The sequence below is a fragment of the Priestia sp. FSL W8-0524 genome (genome assembly GCF_038005965.1).
GTDB classification, from domain to species: domain Bacteria; phylum Bacillota; class Bacilli; order Bacillales; family Bacillaceae_H; genus Priestia; species Priestia zanthoxyli.
Window position 1 is genome coordinate 3,396,076 of record NZ_JBBOUG010000001.1, and the last position, 15,423, is coordinate 3,411,498.

General features: G+C 33.9%; 19 protein-coding genes. 6 read left to right on the forward strand and 13 right to left on the reverse strand.

The annotated features are described in order from the left end of the window. Positions 1 to 957: 957 nt before the first annotated feature. A complete protein-coding gene (locus NST66_RS17750) occupies positions 958 to 1,218 on the forward strand; it encodes a hypothetical protein (RefSeq protein WP_033580044.1) in 261 nt (86 codons plus the stop codon). Positions 1,219 to 1,368: 150 nt separating this feature from the next. Further along, positions 1,369 to 1,602, forward strand: coding sequence for a hypothetical protein (locus tag NST66_RS17755; RefSeq protein WP_033580043.1), 234 nt, complete (start codon positions 1,369 to 1,371; stop codon positions 1,600 to 1,602). Positions 1,603 to 1,718: 116 nt separating this feature from the next. Here NST66_RS17755 and NST66_RS17760 read toward each other — a convergent pair whose 3' ends face one another. From NST66_RS17760 to NST66_RS17770, 3 genes are all read right to left on the reverse strand, one after another. Next, entirely contained in the window at positions 1,719 to 2,921 is a 1,203-nt protein-coding gene (locus NST66_RS17760; RefSeq protein WP_033580042.1) for an iron-containing alcohol dehydrogenase, read from the reverse strand. A gap of 80 nt (positions 2,922 to 3,001) precedes the next feature. Continuing rightward, positions 3,002 to 3,511, reverse strand: a complete 510-nt coding sequence (locus tag NST66_RS17765; protein WP_033580041.1) for a GNAT family N-acetyltransferase — start codon at positions 3,509 to 3,511, stop codon at positions 3,002 to 3,004. Between the two features lie 234 nt (positions 3,512 to 3,745). Further along, the gene (locus tag NST66_RS17770) at positions 3,746 to 4,087 is read right to left on the reverse strand and encodes a hypothetical protein (protein ID WP_033580040.1); all 342 of its coding nucleotides are present in this window, start codon (positions 4,085 to 4,087) and stop codon (positions 3,746 to 3,748) included. Between the two features lie 681 nt (positions 4,088 to 4,768). Between NST66_RS17770 and NST66_RS17775 the strand changes: the two genes are divergently transcribed. Further along, positions 4,769 to 4,960: a hypothetical protein gene (locus NST66_RS17775; protein WP_034267423.1), complete on the forward strand. Its 192-nt coding sequence runs from the start codon at positions 4,769 to 4,771 to the stop codon at positions 4,958 to 4,960. A 402-nt stretch (positions 4,961 to 5,362) separates the two neighbouring features. Here NST66_RS17775 and NST66_RS17780 read toward each other — a convergent pair whose 3' ends face one another. Further along, on the reverse strand, positions 5,363 to 5,530 hold the full coding sequence (locus tag NST66_RS17780; RefSeq protein WP_165573610.1) for a hypothetical protein: 168 nt from the start codon (positions 5,528 to 5,530) through the stop codon (positions 5,363 to 5,365). A 196-nt stretch (positions 5,531 to 5,726) separates the two neighbouring features. Further along, a complete protein-coding gene (locus NST66_RS17785) occupies positions 5,727 to 6,110 on the reverse strand; it encodes a hypothetical protein (protein WP_034267427.1) in 384 nt (127 codons plus the stop codon). 608 nt (positions 6,111 to 6,718) lie between these two features. Between NST66_RS17785 and NST66_RS17790 the strand changes: the two genes are divergently transcribed. Next, positions 6,719 to 7,432, forward strand: coding sequence for a hypothetical protein (locus NST66_RS17790; RefSeq protein WP_034267430.1), 714 nt, complete (start codon positions 6,719 to 6,721; stop codon positions 7,430 to 7,432). A gap of 53 nt (positions 7,433 to 7,485) precedes the next feature. On the opposite strand, the gene NST66_RS17795 is transcribed toward NST66_RS17790, so the two are convergent. Both NST66_RS17795 and NST66_RS17800 read right to left on the reverse strand, forming a co-directional pair. Then, positions 7,486 to 7,632, reverse strand: a complete 147-nt coding sequence (locus NST66_RS17795; protein ID WP_014458831.1) for a hypothetical protein — start codon at positions 7,630 to 7,632, stop codon at positions 7,486 to 7,488. Between the two features lie 43 nt (positions 7,633 to 7,675). Beyond that, positions 7,676 to 8,596 carry a CPBP family intramembrane glutamic endopeptidase gene (locus tag NST66_RS17800; protein WP_340843612.1) on the reverse strand — a complete coding sequence of 307 codons (921 nt, stop codon included), beginning with the start codon at positions 8,594 to 8,596 and terminating at the stop codon, positions 7,676 to 7,678. Between the two features lie 1,455 nt (positions 8,597 to 10,051). Between NST66_RS17800 and NST66_RS17805 the strand changes: the two genes are divergently transcribed. Further along, a complete protein-coding gene (locus tag NST66_RS17805; RefSeq protein WP_013058420.1) occupies positions 10,052 to 10,270 on the forward strand; it encodes a hypothetical protein in 219 nt (72 codons plus the stop codon). Between the two features lie 108 nt (positions 10,271 to 10,378). Here the strand turns inward: NST66_RS17805 and NST66_RS17810 are convergent, their stop codons facing one another. Together NST66_RS17810 and NST66_RS17815 are read right to left on the reverse strand one after the other, a co-directional pair. Then, positions 10,379 to 10,939 carry an SMI1/KNR4 family protein gene (locus NST66_RS17810; RefSeq protein ID WP_155007749.1) on the reverse strand — a complete coding sequence of 187 codons (561 nt, stop codon included), beginning with the start codon at positions 10,937 to 10,939 and terminating at the stop codon, positions 10,379 to 10,381. A gap of 19 nt (positions 10,940 to 10,958) precedes the next feature. Then, complete coding sequence (locus tag NST66_RS17815) at positions 10,959 to 11,222, reverse strand: hypothetical protein (RefSeq protein ID WP_155007748.1); 264 nt, start codon at positions 11,220 to 11,222, stop codon at positions 10,959 to 10,961. A gap of 290 nt (positions 11,223 to 11,512) precedes the next feature. On the opposite strand from NST66_RS17815, the gene NST66_RS17820 reads away from it, so the two are divergent. Beyond that, a complete protein-coding gene (locus NST66_RS17820) occupies positions 11,513 to 12,625 on the forward strand; it encodes a type II asparaginase (RefSeq protein ID WP_155007747.1) in 1,113 nt (370 codons plus the stop codon). 131 nt (positions 12,626 to 12,756) lie between these two features. Here the strand turns inward: NST66_RS17820 and NST66_RS17825 are convergent, their stop codons facing one another. The 4 genes from NST66_RS17825 to NST66_RS17840 all read right to left on the reverse strand — a co-directional run bounded on the left by NST66_RS17825 (position 12,757) and on the right by NST66_RS17840 (position 15,187). Continuing rightward, a complete protein-coding gene (locus NST66_RS17825) occupies positions 12,757 to 13,143 on the reverse strand; it encodes a hypothetical protein (RefSeq protein WP_155007746.1) in 387 nt (128 codons plus the stop codon). 311 nt (positions 13,144 to 13,454) lie between these two features. Further along, positions 13,455 to 14,318 carry a DUF4097 family beta strand repeat-containing protein gene (locus tag NST66_RS17830; protein WP_340843613.1) on the reverse strand — a complete coding sequence of 288 codons (864 nt, stop codon included), beginning with the start codon at positions 14,316 to 14,318 and terminating at the stop codon, positions 13,455 to 13,457. Then, positions 14,308 to 14,871, reverse strand: a complete 564-nt coding sequence (locus tag NST66_RS17835; RefSeq protein ID WP_340843614.1) for an HAAS signaling domain-containing protein — start codon at positions 14,869 to 14,871, stop codon at positions 14,308 to 14,310. Before NST66_RS17835 ends, NST66_RS17830 begins: the two co-directional genes overlap by 11 nt. Beyond that, positions 14,858 to 15,187: a PadR family transcriptional regulator gene (locus NST66_RS17840; protein WP_034267458.1), complete on the reverse strand. Its 330-nt coding sequence runs from the start codon at positions 15,185 to 15,187 to the stop codon at positions 14,858 to 14,860. The genes NST66_RS17835 and NST66_RS17840 overlap by 14 nt, the downstream gene beginning before the upstream one ends. Positions 15,188 to 15,423 lie beyond the last annotated feature (236 nt).

The window sequence follows — 15,423 nt, forward strand, 5'->3', positions numbered from 1 at the left end:
TATGGAACTAAAGTATATATCTTTTCAAAAGAGTTCATGGATAAAAACAAAAAATAAAACGCTTTCATTTTTTATTCTATTAACTCATTTCCTTTGTTACAATGAAATTATAGGGATTATAGCAGAAGGGCAGATGGGACATATGAGTACAAATCTATTGATCATTTTAGGGGTTATATTTCTGACAACAGTTGCTATCACTATTTTAATTAAGATTCCTGAAGAGGAATAAACTACATCATAAAATAAAATAAAAAGCCACCTCATTCTTTTGATATTAAAAAGTGAGATGGCTTTTTCGAATTTTAAGCATTGCAAAAGTTTAAGAAAGATTAGGTCTATAAATAACTATAGCATATTAATTGAAAGGTTGTCATACAATTTTAGATAGAAAGAATCCCCTTCTAGTAAGGTATATACGTAAACAATGTGTGAAAAAACAAGAATTTTATTATGTCGTTGCTGTACATACTACATTTTAAGGAATTCATATGATAGTTAATAAAAAAAGAACTCCACTTATGGTAACTAATGATATAATTACCTTTAACTGTATAAGAGGTGATTTTGTTGATAGAAGATTTATTGGAGGAACACTACCGTTTTTCCCTCCCAAGGAAACAATGGCTGCTAAAAAGAAACTTAGTCTATTACGTAAGCAAGAATGGTTTAGAACGCCTTAGTTAAGAAAGGATCGACGAACTATGAAAAAATCGAATAAAGATCACTTACTTTGGAACATGTTAAAGCTATGGATTTCTATACCTAGAAATATTCGTGTAGCATTTCTTTGGGCTTTTATTTTAGGAATCTCCTACTTGGGCTGGGTAAAGCTAATCCACCGATTTATTTGACATTAGCAATTTACTTTCGGATCGTTTTTATTGTGAAATAATCCAGAGGAGTTATTTGAGTTGTAAAAGATAAGAAAAGCTTATTGGAAAGGGATAGATTCATATGGCTGTAAATATGATTTTTAATCCATTTTTTGCTTTAATAGTCCTTGTTGTAGGGATGTGGACGGCAAGTACGGTTCACCAATTTTTTGGGTTAGTATCGATTTTAGGAGGTTTGTTATTAGGGTTCTCTACCTTATTCAAAAACGGTACAACAATCAATAAAAAGTCAAAGGTTTTAATTTTTGCATCTTTTGTTTTTCTGTTGAGTTTATTCTCATTAGCTTACTTGGTTGTATCGGCCTTTATCTTTCATTTCTAAAGACACTTTAAGTAAATAAATAAGCAGATAAAAGGATCTTCTAACTAAAGATCCTTTTTTAATGGGGCTAATGCGTATTATAGGAACCAACATCCACTAGTCCTATGTTAAACTGTACATAGAAATATCGATGGGTCTGGAGGCAAGGTAATGAAACGTGCAATAGGAATATTTCTTATTGCTCAAGCTTTATTAACGTACTTAACTATTAATATGATTTATACTCCTTATACAACTACAACAGTGAATAACAATACGGGAGCAGTGACAGTTTCGTATAGTTACCCTTGGGTATATTGGTTAGATTTTATTGGCTTGGGCATTATACTTATAGTGGGAACATATTTAGTTTTTGCCAAAGAAAAGAAGCAGATCTTTAATTAAAGGTCTGCTTCTTTTCTTTCAGCGAATTTCTTATTAAAAATAGATACTACTTAAAAACTGGCCCCAAATCGTTAGACACTGTCTGACAATTGGGGCCGGTTTTTAATTTTCATTCTTTAATTCAAGCTCTCTACTTCAGAATGCCGTTTTTTATCTACACGGTCAAAGTAAGCTTGTTCAAGAATTTGCATATAATCAGCCTCGGTAATTAAGCGGACGTTACTTGGCGTTGAGTTGTTTTGCATAGCCAACTTTACAATGCTCGGAAAGTCTTCTTTCTTTACACCCTCTAGCTTTTTTAATTTAGGAATATTTAATGATTCTGTTAATTCTATAATTCCTTGAATTAATTTTTCAACAGCTATTTCATCTGAATCTGAATCTTTGGCAAAATTCATATACCTTGCTAATGTAGCATGCAGCTGCTTATTCTCCATAGAATTAAAACGTAATACGTATGGTAAAAACACTGCGTTAGCAACTCCATGCGGGGTATCATAAAGCCCTCCAAGCGCTTCTGCTAAGCAGTGTACCGAAGCAACATCTGCAGATCCGAAACACAAGCCAGCTAAGAGACTTCCTTCCAGCATATCTTGACGAGCCGCTTCATTTTTACCATCGCGGAAAACGATAGGCAATGCCGAAACAATCGTTCTCATTGCTTGAGCCCCAAGCGCTTGTGAAATAGGATTTGTGACTTTACAGGTATAACCTTCAATCGCATGAACGAGGGCATCAATGCCAGTCGCAGCCGTAACAGAAGGCGGAAGACTTAATGTTAGTTCAGGATCAAGAATCGCCAAGACAGGTCTTAATGTACTATGTTTGAGCGTCATTTTTCGATGTGTAGATGCCTCGGTAATAACGGCAGAACGAGTAACCTCTGAGCCCGTACCTGAAGTAGTTGGAATACAAATAACTGGTGCGATGTTTGAATACAGAAGTCGGCCGTCTGCATAGTCAGATGGTTCTCCGCCGTTTGGGCCGCACAGCGCAATAGCTTTTCCCGTGTCCATCGCACTCCCGCCACCAATGGCCACAACTGCCTCCGCACTAAAGTCACGAAATAACTTAGCACCTTCCAAGCAGTTCGTATCTCGAGGGTTTTGTTCAATTGAATCAAATACCAGCACTCGGTAACCAGAAGCCTCCAAGGCAGTTACAATTGGTGAAACTAATCCCGCACGAACCACACCAGGGTCACTCACGACTAAAATTGATGAACCAATATTTAAAGATGTCAGCATTTCTGGTAATTCTCTAGCTTTCCCCATTCCTACCTCAATTCGAGTAGAACAAAAATAGTTATAAGATTTCATTTATACCCCTCCCGTTGTCTAAAATCAAATACATACCTTAAGAAGCACTATTTTTAAAAATTTCATCATGGCCGGTAAGCTTACTTGTTCCATTCTGAAGCTAATATACCCATAAAATATGTATCTACGTATTTCCCATTCACATAGGCATGGTTTCTTAATTTTCCTTCGGTAACAAAACCAATTTTTTCATACAATGCAATGGCCTGTTCGTTTATTCCTCTTGTGGTTAAATAGATTTTATTTAGACGAAGCTGTTTAAACCCTAAATCAATCATTTGCTCCATAGCCATTCGACCATATCCGTGACCTCTAGATTCTGAAGATAGGAGAATTCCTATACTAGCTCTTCCATGTGCATAGTCTATATCCTTCAGAAATACCCATCCGACTAATTCTTTTTCATCGCTTTCAATTCCTAAAATTAAATCGTTGTTCATTCTTTTGTTTTCTACTTCTTGTACCACCTCTTCATAAGTTAAAGGTGTTCTGCCTATCATTCGTATTGCCCGTTCATCATTTAACCATTTATGTAAGTATTGAATGTGAGTAGTTTCAAATGGCGTAAGATGTATTCTTTTTGTACTCATTGATTTATCTTCTCCTTCTAAAGAAATGCAATCACAAATTACAATTCATTCCATACTTGATTCCATAAATATCGCTGACAAAGGTAAATGTGTATTCCTACTTACGATATACAACAGCCAAATTAAAATAAGTAGGTGCATAATTGAATGAAGCCATTAATCTGTTTAAATAGACCACTTTTGTATATAATTCTGGAATCAATAAAAAAACCCTCTCTTACATTTTACGTATAGTTAATCTTTGTCTTTAATTAGGGTTAATTCATCGGTTTGAACTATTAAATCAATTATCTTATTTCCTTTTTCGTAATACGTCGAGGCACCTTCTCGGTCCCTTTCCTTCCACCCTTTTGATTTAATCACTAATTTATATCCTGACGGAATGCCGTTTTCTTCAGAAGCTTTAGACCAATCATATATTGCTGTACGTTCTTTTCCTTTTACTAACTTTGCATTTTTAGGAACAGGGAAACCGAAAAACTTATCAGATGGGATATAGGCAAAGAATGTAACAAAATAAAAAATCGCTGCTCCTATTAGTAGAATTGCTGAAACGGTCGTCACGGCTTTTTTCAACTTATTGCCCTTCTTTCAATGACATTTTTACAATGAGATGGATCTTATTGCATTAAAATTTCTGTTGTTTTAGATTTAAGCACCTTTTTGTACATTCGTCTTATAGAGCTTTTTCAACCAGGAATAAAGAATACATTCGCTAATTATAAAGAGAAGAACGCTTATAAACGTAGTGGCTAAAAACTTAAAGATGTTAAGAATAGACATAGCGTGTCCCCACCACCAATATCTAAAATCCGTTCCGAACAAAACGAAATGGATAAAAAGAGAAATTGCCTGAAATTCTCCTACTGATCTATGAGATTTTATAATAAGTATTCTTCCAATAAAGAAACTAATGATGAAAGATAAAATAATGAATACAAAATAAAGAGAACTGGCCAATAAGGCTTCCTGTGGTGAATACATGATAACATCCTTTCATATTGATTATTTTACCATTAATTATAATTAAAGGAAGTTAACTTTTAAGGATTTGCACCTTAAAAAATATTTAAATAGAAAAAGAATTTTTTGTAGCATTGTTGACACATTGTTTCTCAAAAAACAGGATCAATTTTTCTCTAATCTAAGGTTGGTTCTTCTAATAAACCCCATTACGTTAATCCGATGTAATAGAAGAAGGATTTTTACTTTTTAAGATAGAATAGTTCCTTAAAGAATCATAAAGGAGTTGATTTCATGTCTAAACAAACAAAAGATAGAAAAGAAATAAAGCTTTTGGATTCTCAAATTTACTTATGTGAGGAAATTAGAAAGCTGTTGAGGAAAAAAGAAAAAAGAAGTCTAGCCTTTGAACAAGAGTATACAGAACATGATATATTACACATTGCTTTAAACAGATTAATGAGTGAGCTAATCTCTAGACATTAAAAATTTCATCTATTATATTTGATATTATTCGAAATAGATACGTTTAATATAAAAAAATAGACAGAATATTTCATTAATATCTTTACTTTGTAAACGTTTTCGTTTATACTAATTATAGGTTGGATGGCATGAGTGGCTGTCATAGTATTTAGCGTAGGCGGGGCTGATATGAGGGAACAGGGCATAGAAGAAATGTCCTTTTTTTGTTTGGGCAACATTTGTTATAAACTAGGAAATGTTATAAAACTTCTTTCAAACGCTTTTTTTGTTTCATATGCCCTATCCAGTCTAGAAATTGAAAAAGACCACCTCTTCCCAGTTACAAGAGGTAGCATTTTTTAAAATTGAATGAACAGTAGTCGTTAAATAATGCTTTATTGCTTCTTGAGTAAGTTGCTTAACTTAAGAAATGGTATTCGTAGACAGCATATTCACCGCTTTTTCCAACAGTAAAATATCTTCTTCAACCATTCTTTTCATATCATCGAGATCAAGTTGAATATATTCTTCTTTTAAACGTTCTAATTCCCTGACGAACAGGGATCCCGTATAGTACCTATAATTTGTCACTACTATTTATCCCCTTTGTATGCTCTTAATAGATGTAATTCCCCTTTATTCAGATTAACAACCAATAAATGCAAAATTTTTTAAAAAAATCCTTCCCTGATGTAGGCAAAGGATTTTTAACTTGATTAGAATAGGGAAAATATGTTATTAACGTGGCCAGATTTTTAGTTTCATATACATACAACGTTTTATCGTTCTACTTTGATTTTAAATCAAATTTATCTTCTTTCCCATTCCATTTTATTGTCACGTGATAAGGAGCGTTGCTGCTTTGAGTCGAACACCCGCTGCAGCTTCCATTTAAATTAATTTTCCCTTCTGTCTCGTCATCCGTACCTGATAATTTGCTTGTTTCCCCTTCAACAACATAAGAAACTTTTCCTACTTTCTCCTTGTCTTTTCCTTTATAGATGATACTGCCTTGCCCATTTTCAGTATTCTCTCCTTTATTTAAAAGATATAAAGCTTTCCAATGATCTCCTTCACCTTCGAAACGCACACTTTCTTCTTTGGTACCACAGCTACCCAATACTAATAAAAAAATAGATATAAGTCCTAAAAACAAAAACTTCCTTTTCAATTTAAATCCTCCTACACGATAAAAAAGCACCCAACTATCCTATTAGGTGATTTTTTGTTAGTATCTGTTCTTTTTTTCAAGTAATTTAATTAATCTATCATTTTGTTTCACTATCGTTCTTAGCTTAGCTTCTAACGAACATAAAGTGATAAAGACGGCTATAAATCCTATAATGGCAAAAAACATATTAGCTGATATCCCCCATACATCATTTTATTTTCAGAACAATATCTATATAATAACATTTTTTCTATATTTTATATCATAATGTTGTTTCTTAGTTAACATAATAAATAAAAGGAATAGGAAAGTGTTCTCTTAAAGGAAACCTTCAGGGCCGCCATTTAAACGTTCTAGCTATACCAAAATACAGAATGAATATGCCTTCATCCACGAACTCAACAGCTTTCCTTTATAATAAATACCCTTTCTCTAGCTAATAATAAGTAAGTAAAATATGTATATACTATAAACTAACACCATTATTAAAAGTATGATGGTTACGAACATCTACCCATAATTGAGCAATGTTTCTATCTAAATCATGGTTTCTCTTCTTCTATTAAAGGGAATTAAACCCTAAAAGTGAACCTTAAAAGGAGACCATCATGGTTACAATTGAATCAATTATCATAGGTATTGTTTTTATCCTCATTCAACTATACGCATTAACGATTGTCGAACGTTCTCCAATCGGGGAGCAAAAGCTGCTCTCATTATCAGGCGGTGTAGCTATTGCTTATGTATTTATTTATATCTTACCGACGCTTCATAAGAAACAAGAAGAGTTTGGAGGATCGCTAGCCCTTGATACTGAACTATATTTTCTTGGTCTTCTCGGCTTACTCGTCTATTTTTCAGTGTATTCATTTGCTCAGACAAAAGCAGCCACTCACCTAACGGAACTGACCGTTTATATGGTACAGGCTAGTTTTTTTATGATTTATTCTTTTATCATTTCTTATGTCGTGTTTTCAACCGATGTTAAGCGAGTTGAATCAGTATTCTACGGACTGGCTATCAGCCTTCATTTTATCGGGTGGTCTTACCATCTAGGAAAAAAACATCCGCGCTTACACAAAAATAGAGGTCGCTATATGCTTGCCGGAGCAACTTTTCTTGGGTCAATTTTGGGCGTCTTTGGCCCCTCATCAGGCCTGCTTATTGAGTCGATGATTGCTTTTAGTTCAGGTGCAATGTTATTTAACGTCATCAGTAAAGAGCTCCCTTTTGAAAAACATGCGCATTTGCCAACCTTTTTAATCTCATCTCTTGTCTACGCGGCTACAATGATTTCGTTAAAAGCTTTTTTCAATTGGTAGTTGCGTGCGCGTGTTTTTACAAAATAAAAAGAGCAGCCTTAAAGGCTGCTCTTTTAAAGTATGGTTTTTATTACTAGATATACTGCAGCAATCGATGCAAGAACGATAAGCACATTTAAAATACGATGTTGAGTAGCTAAGTGGCCCCGCTTCATTTCTGCACGAGTCAATGGTTTATTTTCATCGTGATTTCCACTCACTCTGTTACATCTCCTATCCTGTTTAGGTATTGGTTCTGCCAATTTAAGCAATAAGCTGATCTTTGTCAGCTGCTTCTTCCTTTTTTATCTTCCCTCTACATAAGACATAGAAAACACTGAACATAACAATCGACCAAATAAGGTTAGCTCCTGGCTCAGTGTTAGCTACCTGAAACAAACTCGGTATAGACCCGAAAACAGAATCATCCGTTGTAAGGAACAGAGCGAGAAATATGTTGTTGGCTGCGTGTGCGCCAATGGTAATTTCTAAGGTTTTTGTTTTAACCGCGATATATGTAAGAGCAAAACCAGCTACAATATAATCTAGTCCCACCAATATAATCGATTTATTCATTTCAGGATTAGCAAAATGACCTATTGAAAACATTAGTCCCACAATAATCGCAAGTAAAATTGGACGCTTCACTTTCTTACCCACCCATTGAAGAAGAAGACCTCTAAAAAACAGCTCCTCGGTTGTTGTTTGAATAGGTACTAATAAAAGCGTGATCAGTACTAACAGGGCATACTCTTTTAAACTTACATGATTCCATGAATAATCCGAGTGGTTAAACACGACATCAATTAATTGTGAAACGATTAGTAACAGACTAAAAGCTCCAAAAGACCATATTACTTTCTTCCAGTTCACACGTTTGTTAGCAGTGATTAGTGATTTCATTTTTCGTTTGTGAATAAAACGAATCCCGATCCATAAACCAAAAATCCAGCATATGTACATAATATGAGACAACAGAAAATCAAGATTAGCATTGATTCCTACAGCTAATCCGCTATCAAAATCAACATATGATTTTCCACTTTCATCAGCTGCAACCATTATCATTTCAGCAATAATATAAATAATGGATCCTAACAGCATAAACACAGAAGCAAGGATTGTTGTACTTACATAACGCTTCCAGCTATTTTTTCCTTCTTCCACATTTAAATAGTTTTTCATTTTATTCTTACTCCCTCAGCCTTCTCTTCTCAACTACATCGTTCTTCTCTACTTCGTTGTTGTCTAGGCAATGTAAAAATCTATTAGGACCCGAAGTCCTGCAATTATGTTAACTACCGCCTGCTTTTTACCTTTGAAGATAAGGGAAGAGACTGACAACATTAAGAAATTACAACTCTACCCATTACCTCTTTATATAAAATTTAGCGCCTTAAAAGCCGTCAAAAAACAGCTTTTTCTAAAAAAAGACTCGACACTAAGTCATCGTTAACCTTTATATCCTGCTCATACGTGCCCGCATACACATAATTTTGAAGAAAATACTTGCTACTCAAGAATATATATCCTAGAACAACTAAAATAAATATTTTTTTCAACATCGTCCTCACCTTTTTATCTAAAGTTTTCCCCTCGCGGCTGCTTCCACAATCGCTAAGGGCTTATCCATAAATAGCTTTTCATTTTTTAAAATTAGCTACCATTCTATCTAACACCGCAAAAATGTATATAAGTTACAATTATATTACATTATTATTACAAATGTAACAATTACATTATAACTAAGAAAATGAGGATAATCAATATGAAGTGTTTAGTAAAGCAAATAAAATTGCTAGATTAATATGATGCATCTAAGTAAATCAAAACATTATGCAAAAGTGCACACGTTTTCTGGCAGGAATATTTAAATATTACATAAGAGTGCTTTTAACTCTTTTCATCTCATTATGGACTGATCTTTGATCTTATAGCATTTTTGGATTTTAATTGAAATTTTGGTTGTATATTCTATAATAATGAAGGTGAACCAAAGAGGCTGGTGAAAAAGGTAGGTTTAATATGGCTGAACAAGTAAGTGGTGTAAAGTACTACTGACATAGTCAAAAAGTTTAGAGCGTAACAAAAAATTATTTTATAGAAAAGGAAAAAACAACAGCTTTAAACGTTGGAGGAATAAGTATGAACAACAGTCTAGTGTCTAAAATTAAGCTATCGGAGTCCTTTAGGTGGTTGGAAATTTGTGAAATAATATGGATGATTTGATTTATCTTATATGTGGAACAATTCTTTTAGTAATCTTCCTTTTTAAAATTTTAATGGATAAACAATTTATTTGGCTTCTTGTTTTGCTTCCTATAGTAAGTCATTTTCTTTTTATTAAACTTCCTATTTTTGATTTTATAAACGATGCTTATATAGGGTGGACTATTTTATTTTTATACATAATAACTTTCTTATTTTTAATGCTTCATGATTCGTAAAAAAACCGTATAGATCATACTTCTTCTCAATATACCATATATAGCTGAATTGGTTCTGATGCAAAAGCTTCAAGGAGGTTGCAAGTAATCTCTTAAATGGGAACATAGTGGTGATACTACTAGCGTACATATTGTTACGGAAAAGCATAGAAAACAACTATGCTATAGCACTTTAGAAGAAGGTGGAAATAAAATGATTTTTATACCTATATTATCTTTAATAATTGGTTTGTATCTGTTGGTTTCAGGAATTTTTATAATTATAAGGGATAAAAACATAAAAGGAAAAACTAAAAAAGCGTTAGTTTTTTTAGCAGTAGCATCGGATATAGCAACCGATCCAGTGTCATCTTCAGGATTCCGGATTATGCTGGGTGCTGTTTTATTAATAGCTGGATTCATTTTATTATAAGAAATAAACGTTAATAATTCATTGTATTTAAAAAGGTTCCATCCATTTAGAGATAGGAACCTTTTTTATGATTAAATATACAGCCTTGATACTGATTTAGCTTAATCATTATTTGCGGCTATAACCATTCTTTAATTGTTTTGGATCTAATGGTGGTACACGAAATAGCTGCTTTAAAAAATCATCGAAAGTGTCTGCTATTTTAATATACTCCCATTCTGTAGTGTCGTATGTTGAAGTTGAAAAGTTTTCTGCGATATACATAACAGCAGGATTTTGTGATCTATTGCGATAATCCAACACGACCCAATAGTGAAAATCCGTCCATAACACCACAAATTCACCGGTGAGGCTGACTTCTTTTAATAGTTCTTTAGAAGACAAGATGCTTATATCATCCTTTTTAAAATGTATAGGATCAATGTCACTAATCCTTGCTCTCTGCCCGTAAGGAATACTGTCGGTATCTCCATCAGGTAGCATAAAGTATGGGTAGTTAAGTCCTCCACCATTTCTTATTTTCATTAAATTCAATAATGAACTAGGTAACTTAACACCTAAAATAGCTTCAGCTTGCTTTACGATTTCATCATTTATCGGATAATCTATACGCTTATATTCACTATCGTCGCTCCAAAAATTCTCCCCTTGATAAAATTCTTTTTTCAAGACTTCACCTTCTTCCAACTTAAGTATTAAGTAACTGTTTTAATTCCTTTTTTAAGCTTTTATAATGCCAATGAATATGATCAAGTTCTATCTCTATTTCAATCAATTGTTCGATTAGCTTTTCTTGATTTAGTGAAGAGCTAAGAGTTTCTCTAATTAATCGATCAAGTTTATTACTGCCTTCGTAAATGTCGTTTAAATCAACTGCTAATTCCACACACTCCTTTTTTAAACCTAGTAAGGAAAACTTCTTTATTAGTTCATCTACAATGATCGGCTTCACTACTTTCTCTCCCTTTTAAACTCTATGTATTTTAGATATCTCCATCCTCTATAAAAGATTATTAAAACTGGTTAGAGTAGCTTATTAGAATAGTTAAGTTCCATATTTTTCTTTATTTGTAATATTATTTACTCATTTTATCATACAGTGTGTACCTTTTCTTCTAATTTATTTGTTTGGAGAAAGATATTTCAAATACAGATCTTAATAAAATAGCACCTTGGATATTTCAAACTCAAATTACTAATAATACTGTCACATGTATTTTGCGTAAAAGGAGCTAAGTAACGATGAAAGTGAAAAAAATAATAGGCATCACCTTTTTATCAAGCGTTATCTTATTTTCGGAACCTTTATCATTGGTCAATGCATCAGTAGATGATTCTAAAATGACTGTAAAACATTCAGTGAAAGAAGAGCTGCCCAATATAAAGGTTTTGGCCACTGGAGGTACGATTGCAGGTTCTTCTGAAAGCAGCACAGACACAACTGGATATGAATCAGGAGCCCTTGATATTAAAACAATCATTAAAGCTGTTCCTCAGTTAAAAAAACTAGCGAATGTAAGCGGAGAACAAGTCGTAAATATCGGAAGTCAAAATATAAATAACAGCATTTTATTGAAGTTAGCCAAACGAATTAATACACTATTAGCGTCTAAGGATGTTGACGGTGTTGTCGTAACACACGGATCTGATACGATGGAGGAAACGGCTTATTTTCTAAACTTAGTAGTAAAAAGTGAAAAACCTGTAATTGTGGTTGGTTCAATGAGACCAGCTACCGCTATAAGTGCAGATGGGCCGCTAAACTTGTATAATGCAGTGAAAATTGCTTCTACAAAAGAAGCACGAAATAACGGCGTTTTAGTAGCGCTTAACGATCGAATTGGCGCAGCTCGCTATATAACAAAAACGCATACAACAGCAGTTGATACGTTTAAATCTCCTGAACAGGGATATGTAGGAGAAATAGCTGGAGATCAGGTATTATTTTATAACAAACCAACTCGCAAGCATACAACACAATCAATATTCGATGTATCAAAATTAGATAAGCTTCCTCAAGTAGACATCATATATGGGTATCAAAACGACTCTAGGAACTTTTATGACACGGCCGTAAAAGCCGGAGCAAAAGGAATAGTCGTCGCAGGAGCAGGAAATGGGCTGCTATCTGATGCTGCCCTAACAGGTGCTAGAGATGCGGTAAAAAAAGGCGTAGTTATTGTTAGATCTAGCCGCGTAGGCAGCGGGGTTGTGACACATGAAGAATCAGATGATAAAGATAAGTTTGTTACATCCGATTCATTAAATCCACAAAAAGCCCGTATTCTTTTAATGCTTGCTTTAACGAAAACAAAGGACCCTAAAAAGATTCAAGAATATTTTAATGAGTATTAATCAAAAATATCTTTCCTCCTCTATTTTGGTGCTTTAAGAACAATCGGTAACAAAAGTATAAACAGGCTGAGACACCACTAGCATACTTTTGTCTCAGCCTGTTTTCATAAGAAAAAACATCAGCAGGTCCCTTATTCATTTCCCCAGTTCTTGCTTTCCATAATTAAATGATGGGATGTGTTATCTAGGACACGCCATACCACGGTCTTACCTTCTATATCTTTTAACTCAATAGTTCCCTCTAGCTTATTGGTATTCACATGGACACGTTTCTCATCTATTCTTTGTGCACTTTTTAATCTCGTTCCAAATGTTGCAGGACTTTCTTCTGTTAGCTTTACAATTACATCTATCATACGTTTGTCAGAAATATAGTTTTCGCTGTTTTCATAGTTTTCATCAGCAGGTCTAATAGCGTGTTCTAACCCATTTTCGTACTGGCGCCAATCAACAATTAAAAAAATCGCAAATACTAAAGACACTGTTAGTAATAAGCCATACACAACATTTCGTTTCATTTACTTTTGCTCCTTTCGCAGGAATAGGTTGTATCAGAAAATAGTATCGTTTTATTTAAACAAATATTCCTTTTTTGAAGAAAAGATAAAAGAAGATATATTTTTTTTAGACCTTCCATGCTCAAATTACAAGAACCAAGAGAGATTTGTATACGGCTCATTTTTAGCTGCCACTATTACTTTACTTCACCATATACTGAATTTAAAAAGGTTCCACTCATTAACGTTCAATGAGTGGAACCCCTTTAATTATCTGAGGCTAGCTCTGTACCTACCTTTTTGTAGGTGAGCTTATGCCATATAACAAATAGTTACTTTACTACTGAAATATTGCCGTTGTGGGTAGCTAGTTTAATAATATTCTTTCCTTTTCCAATAACAGCGTCCCTATCATATTTATTCAGAATATCGACTTTTCCATTGTCGACAGAAACGTTAAATTGAACGTTACTTGGTTCTTTTTCCGTCGTAATCTTAATCTTTCCATTGTTCGTTTTAAAGTCAATATCTCGATCAAGTTCTTCTGTTTTGAGAGCGATACTTCCGTTATGCGTTTCGCCTTTTAAACTACCTTGCACGTTACTCAGCGTTATTTTCCCATTATTTCCTTTTACTCCAACTATTTTTGCCGCAGCATTTTTTATGCTTGTGAGTCCATTGTGTACGCTGGTGGTCAGGTTTTGTGAATCAATGTCCTCTAATTCCACACGTCCATTGTTTGCACGGACAGAAACATCCGCTGCACGTAATTTTTTAACAGACACATATCCGTTGTTGCTGGAAATCACCAATGAACTATACTGTTTTTTAGGCAGATAAACGTTGATGGATAGCGGTTTTAATACACTAACAATGTCAAAATTGACCCAGCTGCGCTGCTGTTCATTATAGGAGATAAAAAGCGTTGAATTTTTAACGTCAGTAGTGAAGTCTCTTTTTATATTAGGAGATGTTTCGCCTTTTAATGTTACTTTGATATTATCACCTTTGACAGGATACACATGAACACGAGTATTATCCGTATCGATGTTTACCTTGGATACTTGATTACTGTTGATCGTTTTTTCTTTTGAAATAGGTTCAGGATCAATAGCACGATAAGTAAGGAGACTTCCTATAACCCCAATAAGAATGAAAATTCCTGCAAGAACGGAGAGTTTCTTTTTATTCAACACGTTTTAAACCGCCTTTCACCAGTGATACATTGTATTTCAGATAACGTACAAAGCCTTTTATAGCTAGCTTCGTTACAACAAACATACCTAGCATAATAAAATATCCAATTCCGCAAAATGCTAACGACATAAATAAATTAAAGAGAAAAAAGCCGCTCCAATGTACAATAGCCTCACCGAGAACTAGAATAGGAGATAGCAAGAAACATAGACCTATGGCCCAAGCTGATAAAATAAAGCCAGCTAATGCAACGGCCGGACCAAGAACAATTACTACATTGAAAAAAGCTAAACCAATTACGGACCAAGTGGCTCTTAAAATATTTTGAGTTGTTGCCTTAGCTGTTGCTTGCTCAACGTGATAATCTGCCAGTAATTCTTTGGCTATTTGATTCGGGGATCCTAGCGACGCTACAATTTCTTCTTCTGTTTTTCCTTCTTCTAAGCCAATGGAAAAATGTTCTTCATAATCTTGTAAAATATCCGCTCGTTCTTTTGAGGACAATGGTTTTAAGGATTCATTTAATTGCTGTAAAAATTTACTCTTCGACATTGTTCACACCTTCTTTAATTAATTGATTAACACCTCTTGAAAATTCGTTCCACTCATCGATAAGTTCGTATAAATACTCCCTTCCTTTAGCTGTAAGCTGATAATATTTTCTTGAAGGACCTTCTGTAGATTCTTTTAAGTACGTTGTAAAATATTCTTCTTTTGTTAATCGGCGCAGAAGAGGATATACCGACCCCTCTGATATTTCAATTTGATCGGAGATTTTTTGAACTAATTCATATCCATAGCGGTCTTTCTTATCAAGTAACACAAGGACACACAGCTCTAAAACCCCTTTTTTAAATTGCACGTTCACTGCTCTTCACCCTTTTCTTTTCACAGTCCACTACTGTTTATTGTATAGTACTGATTTATAATAACTTCCTAATAATTACAATATATCACCAGCTATTGTTTATTGCAAGGTACTGTTTAATATTTTTAAAAATTTTAACCATTTTACAGTCGTAAGGCATTTTTTATAAAGCAAGGTTCAACCTTCTTTTTCTAATTAGCTTATATATGGAATTATTTTTAACGCGACCAAAATAA

Excerpts from the sequence above, each read along its gene's own strand:
- NST66_RS17750 (WP_033580044.1), top strand. The coding sequence starts at position 958 with ATGGCTGTAAATATGATTTTTAATCCATTTTTTGCTTTAATAGTCCTT.
- NST66_RS17755 (WP_033580043.1), top strand. The coding sequence starts at position 1,369 with ATGAAACGTGCAATAGGAATATTTCTTATTGCTCAAGCTTTATTAACG.
- NST66_RS17760 (WP_033580042.1), bottom strand. The coding sequence starts at position 2,921 with ATGAAATCTTATAACTATTTTTGTTCTACTCGAATTGAGGTAGGAATG.
- NST66_RS17765 (WP_033580041.1), bottom strand. The coding sequence starts at position 3,511 with ATGAGTACAAAAAGAATACATCTTACGCCATTTGAAACTACTCACATT.
- NST66_RS17775 (WP_034267423.1), top strand. The coding sequence starts at position 4,769 with ATGTCTAAACAAACAAAAGATAGAAAAGAAATAAAGCTTTTGGATTCT.
- NST66_RS17790 (WP_034267430.1), top strand. The coding sequence starts at position 6,719 with ATGGTTACAATTGAATCAATTATCATAGGTATTGTTTTTATCCTCATT.
- NST66_RS17800 (WP_340843612.1), bottom strand. The coding sequence starts at position 8,596 with ATGAAAAACTATTTAAATGTGGAAGAAGGAAAAAATAGCTGGAAGCGT.
- NST66_RS17805 (WP_013058420.1), top strand. The coding sequence starts at position 10,052 with ATGATTTTTATACCTATATTATCTTTAATAATTGGTTTGTATCTGTTG.
- NST66_RS17820 (WP_155007747.1), top strand. The coding sequence starts at position 11,513 with ATGAAAGTGAAAAAAATAATAGGCATCACCTTTTTATCAAGCGTTATC.
- NST66_RS17825 (WP_155007746.1), bottom strand. The coding sequence starts at position 13,143 with ATGAAACGAAATGTTGTGTATGGCTTATTACTAACAGTGTCTTTAGTA.
- NST66_RS17835 (WP_340843614.1), bottom strand. The coding sequence starts at position 14,871 with ATGTCGAAGAGTAAATTTTTACAGCAATTAAATGAATCCTTAAAACCA.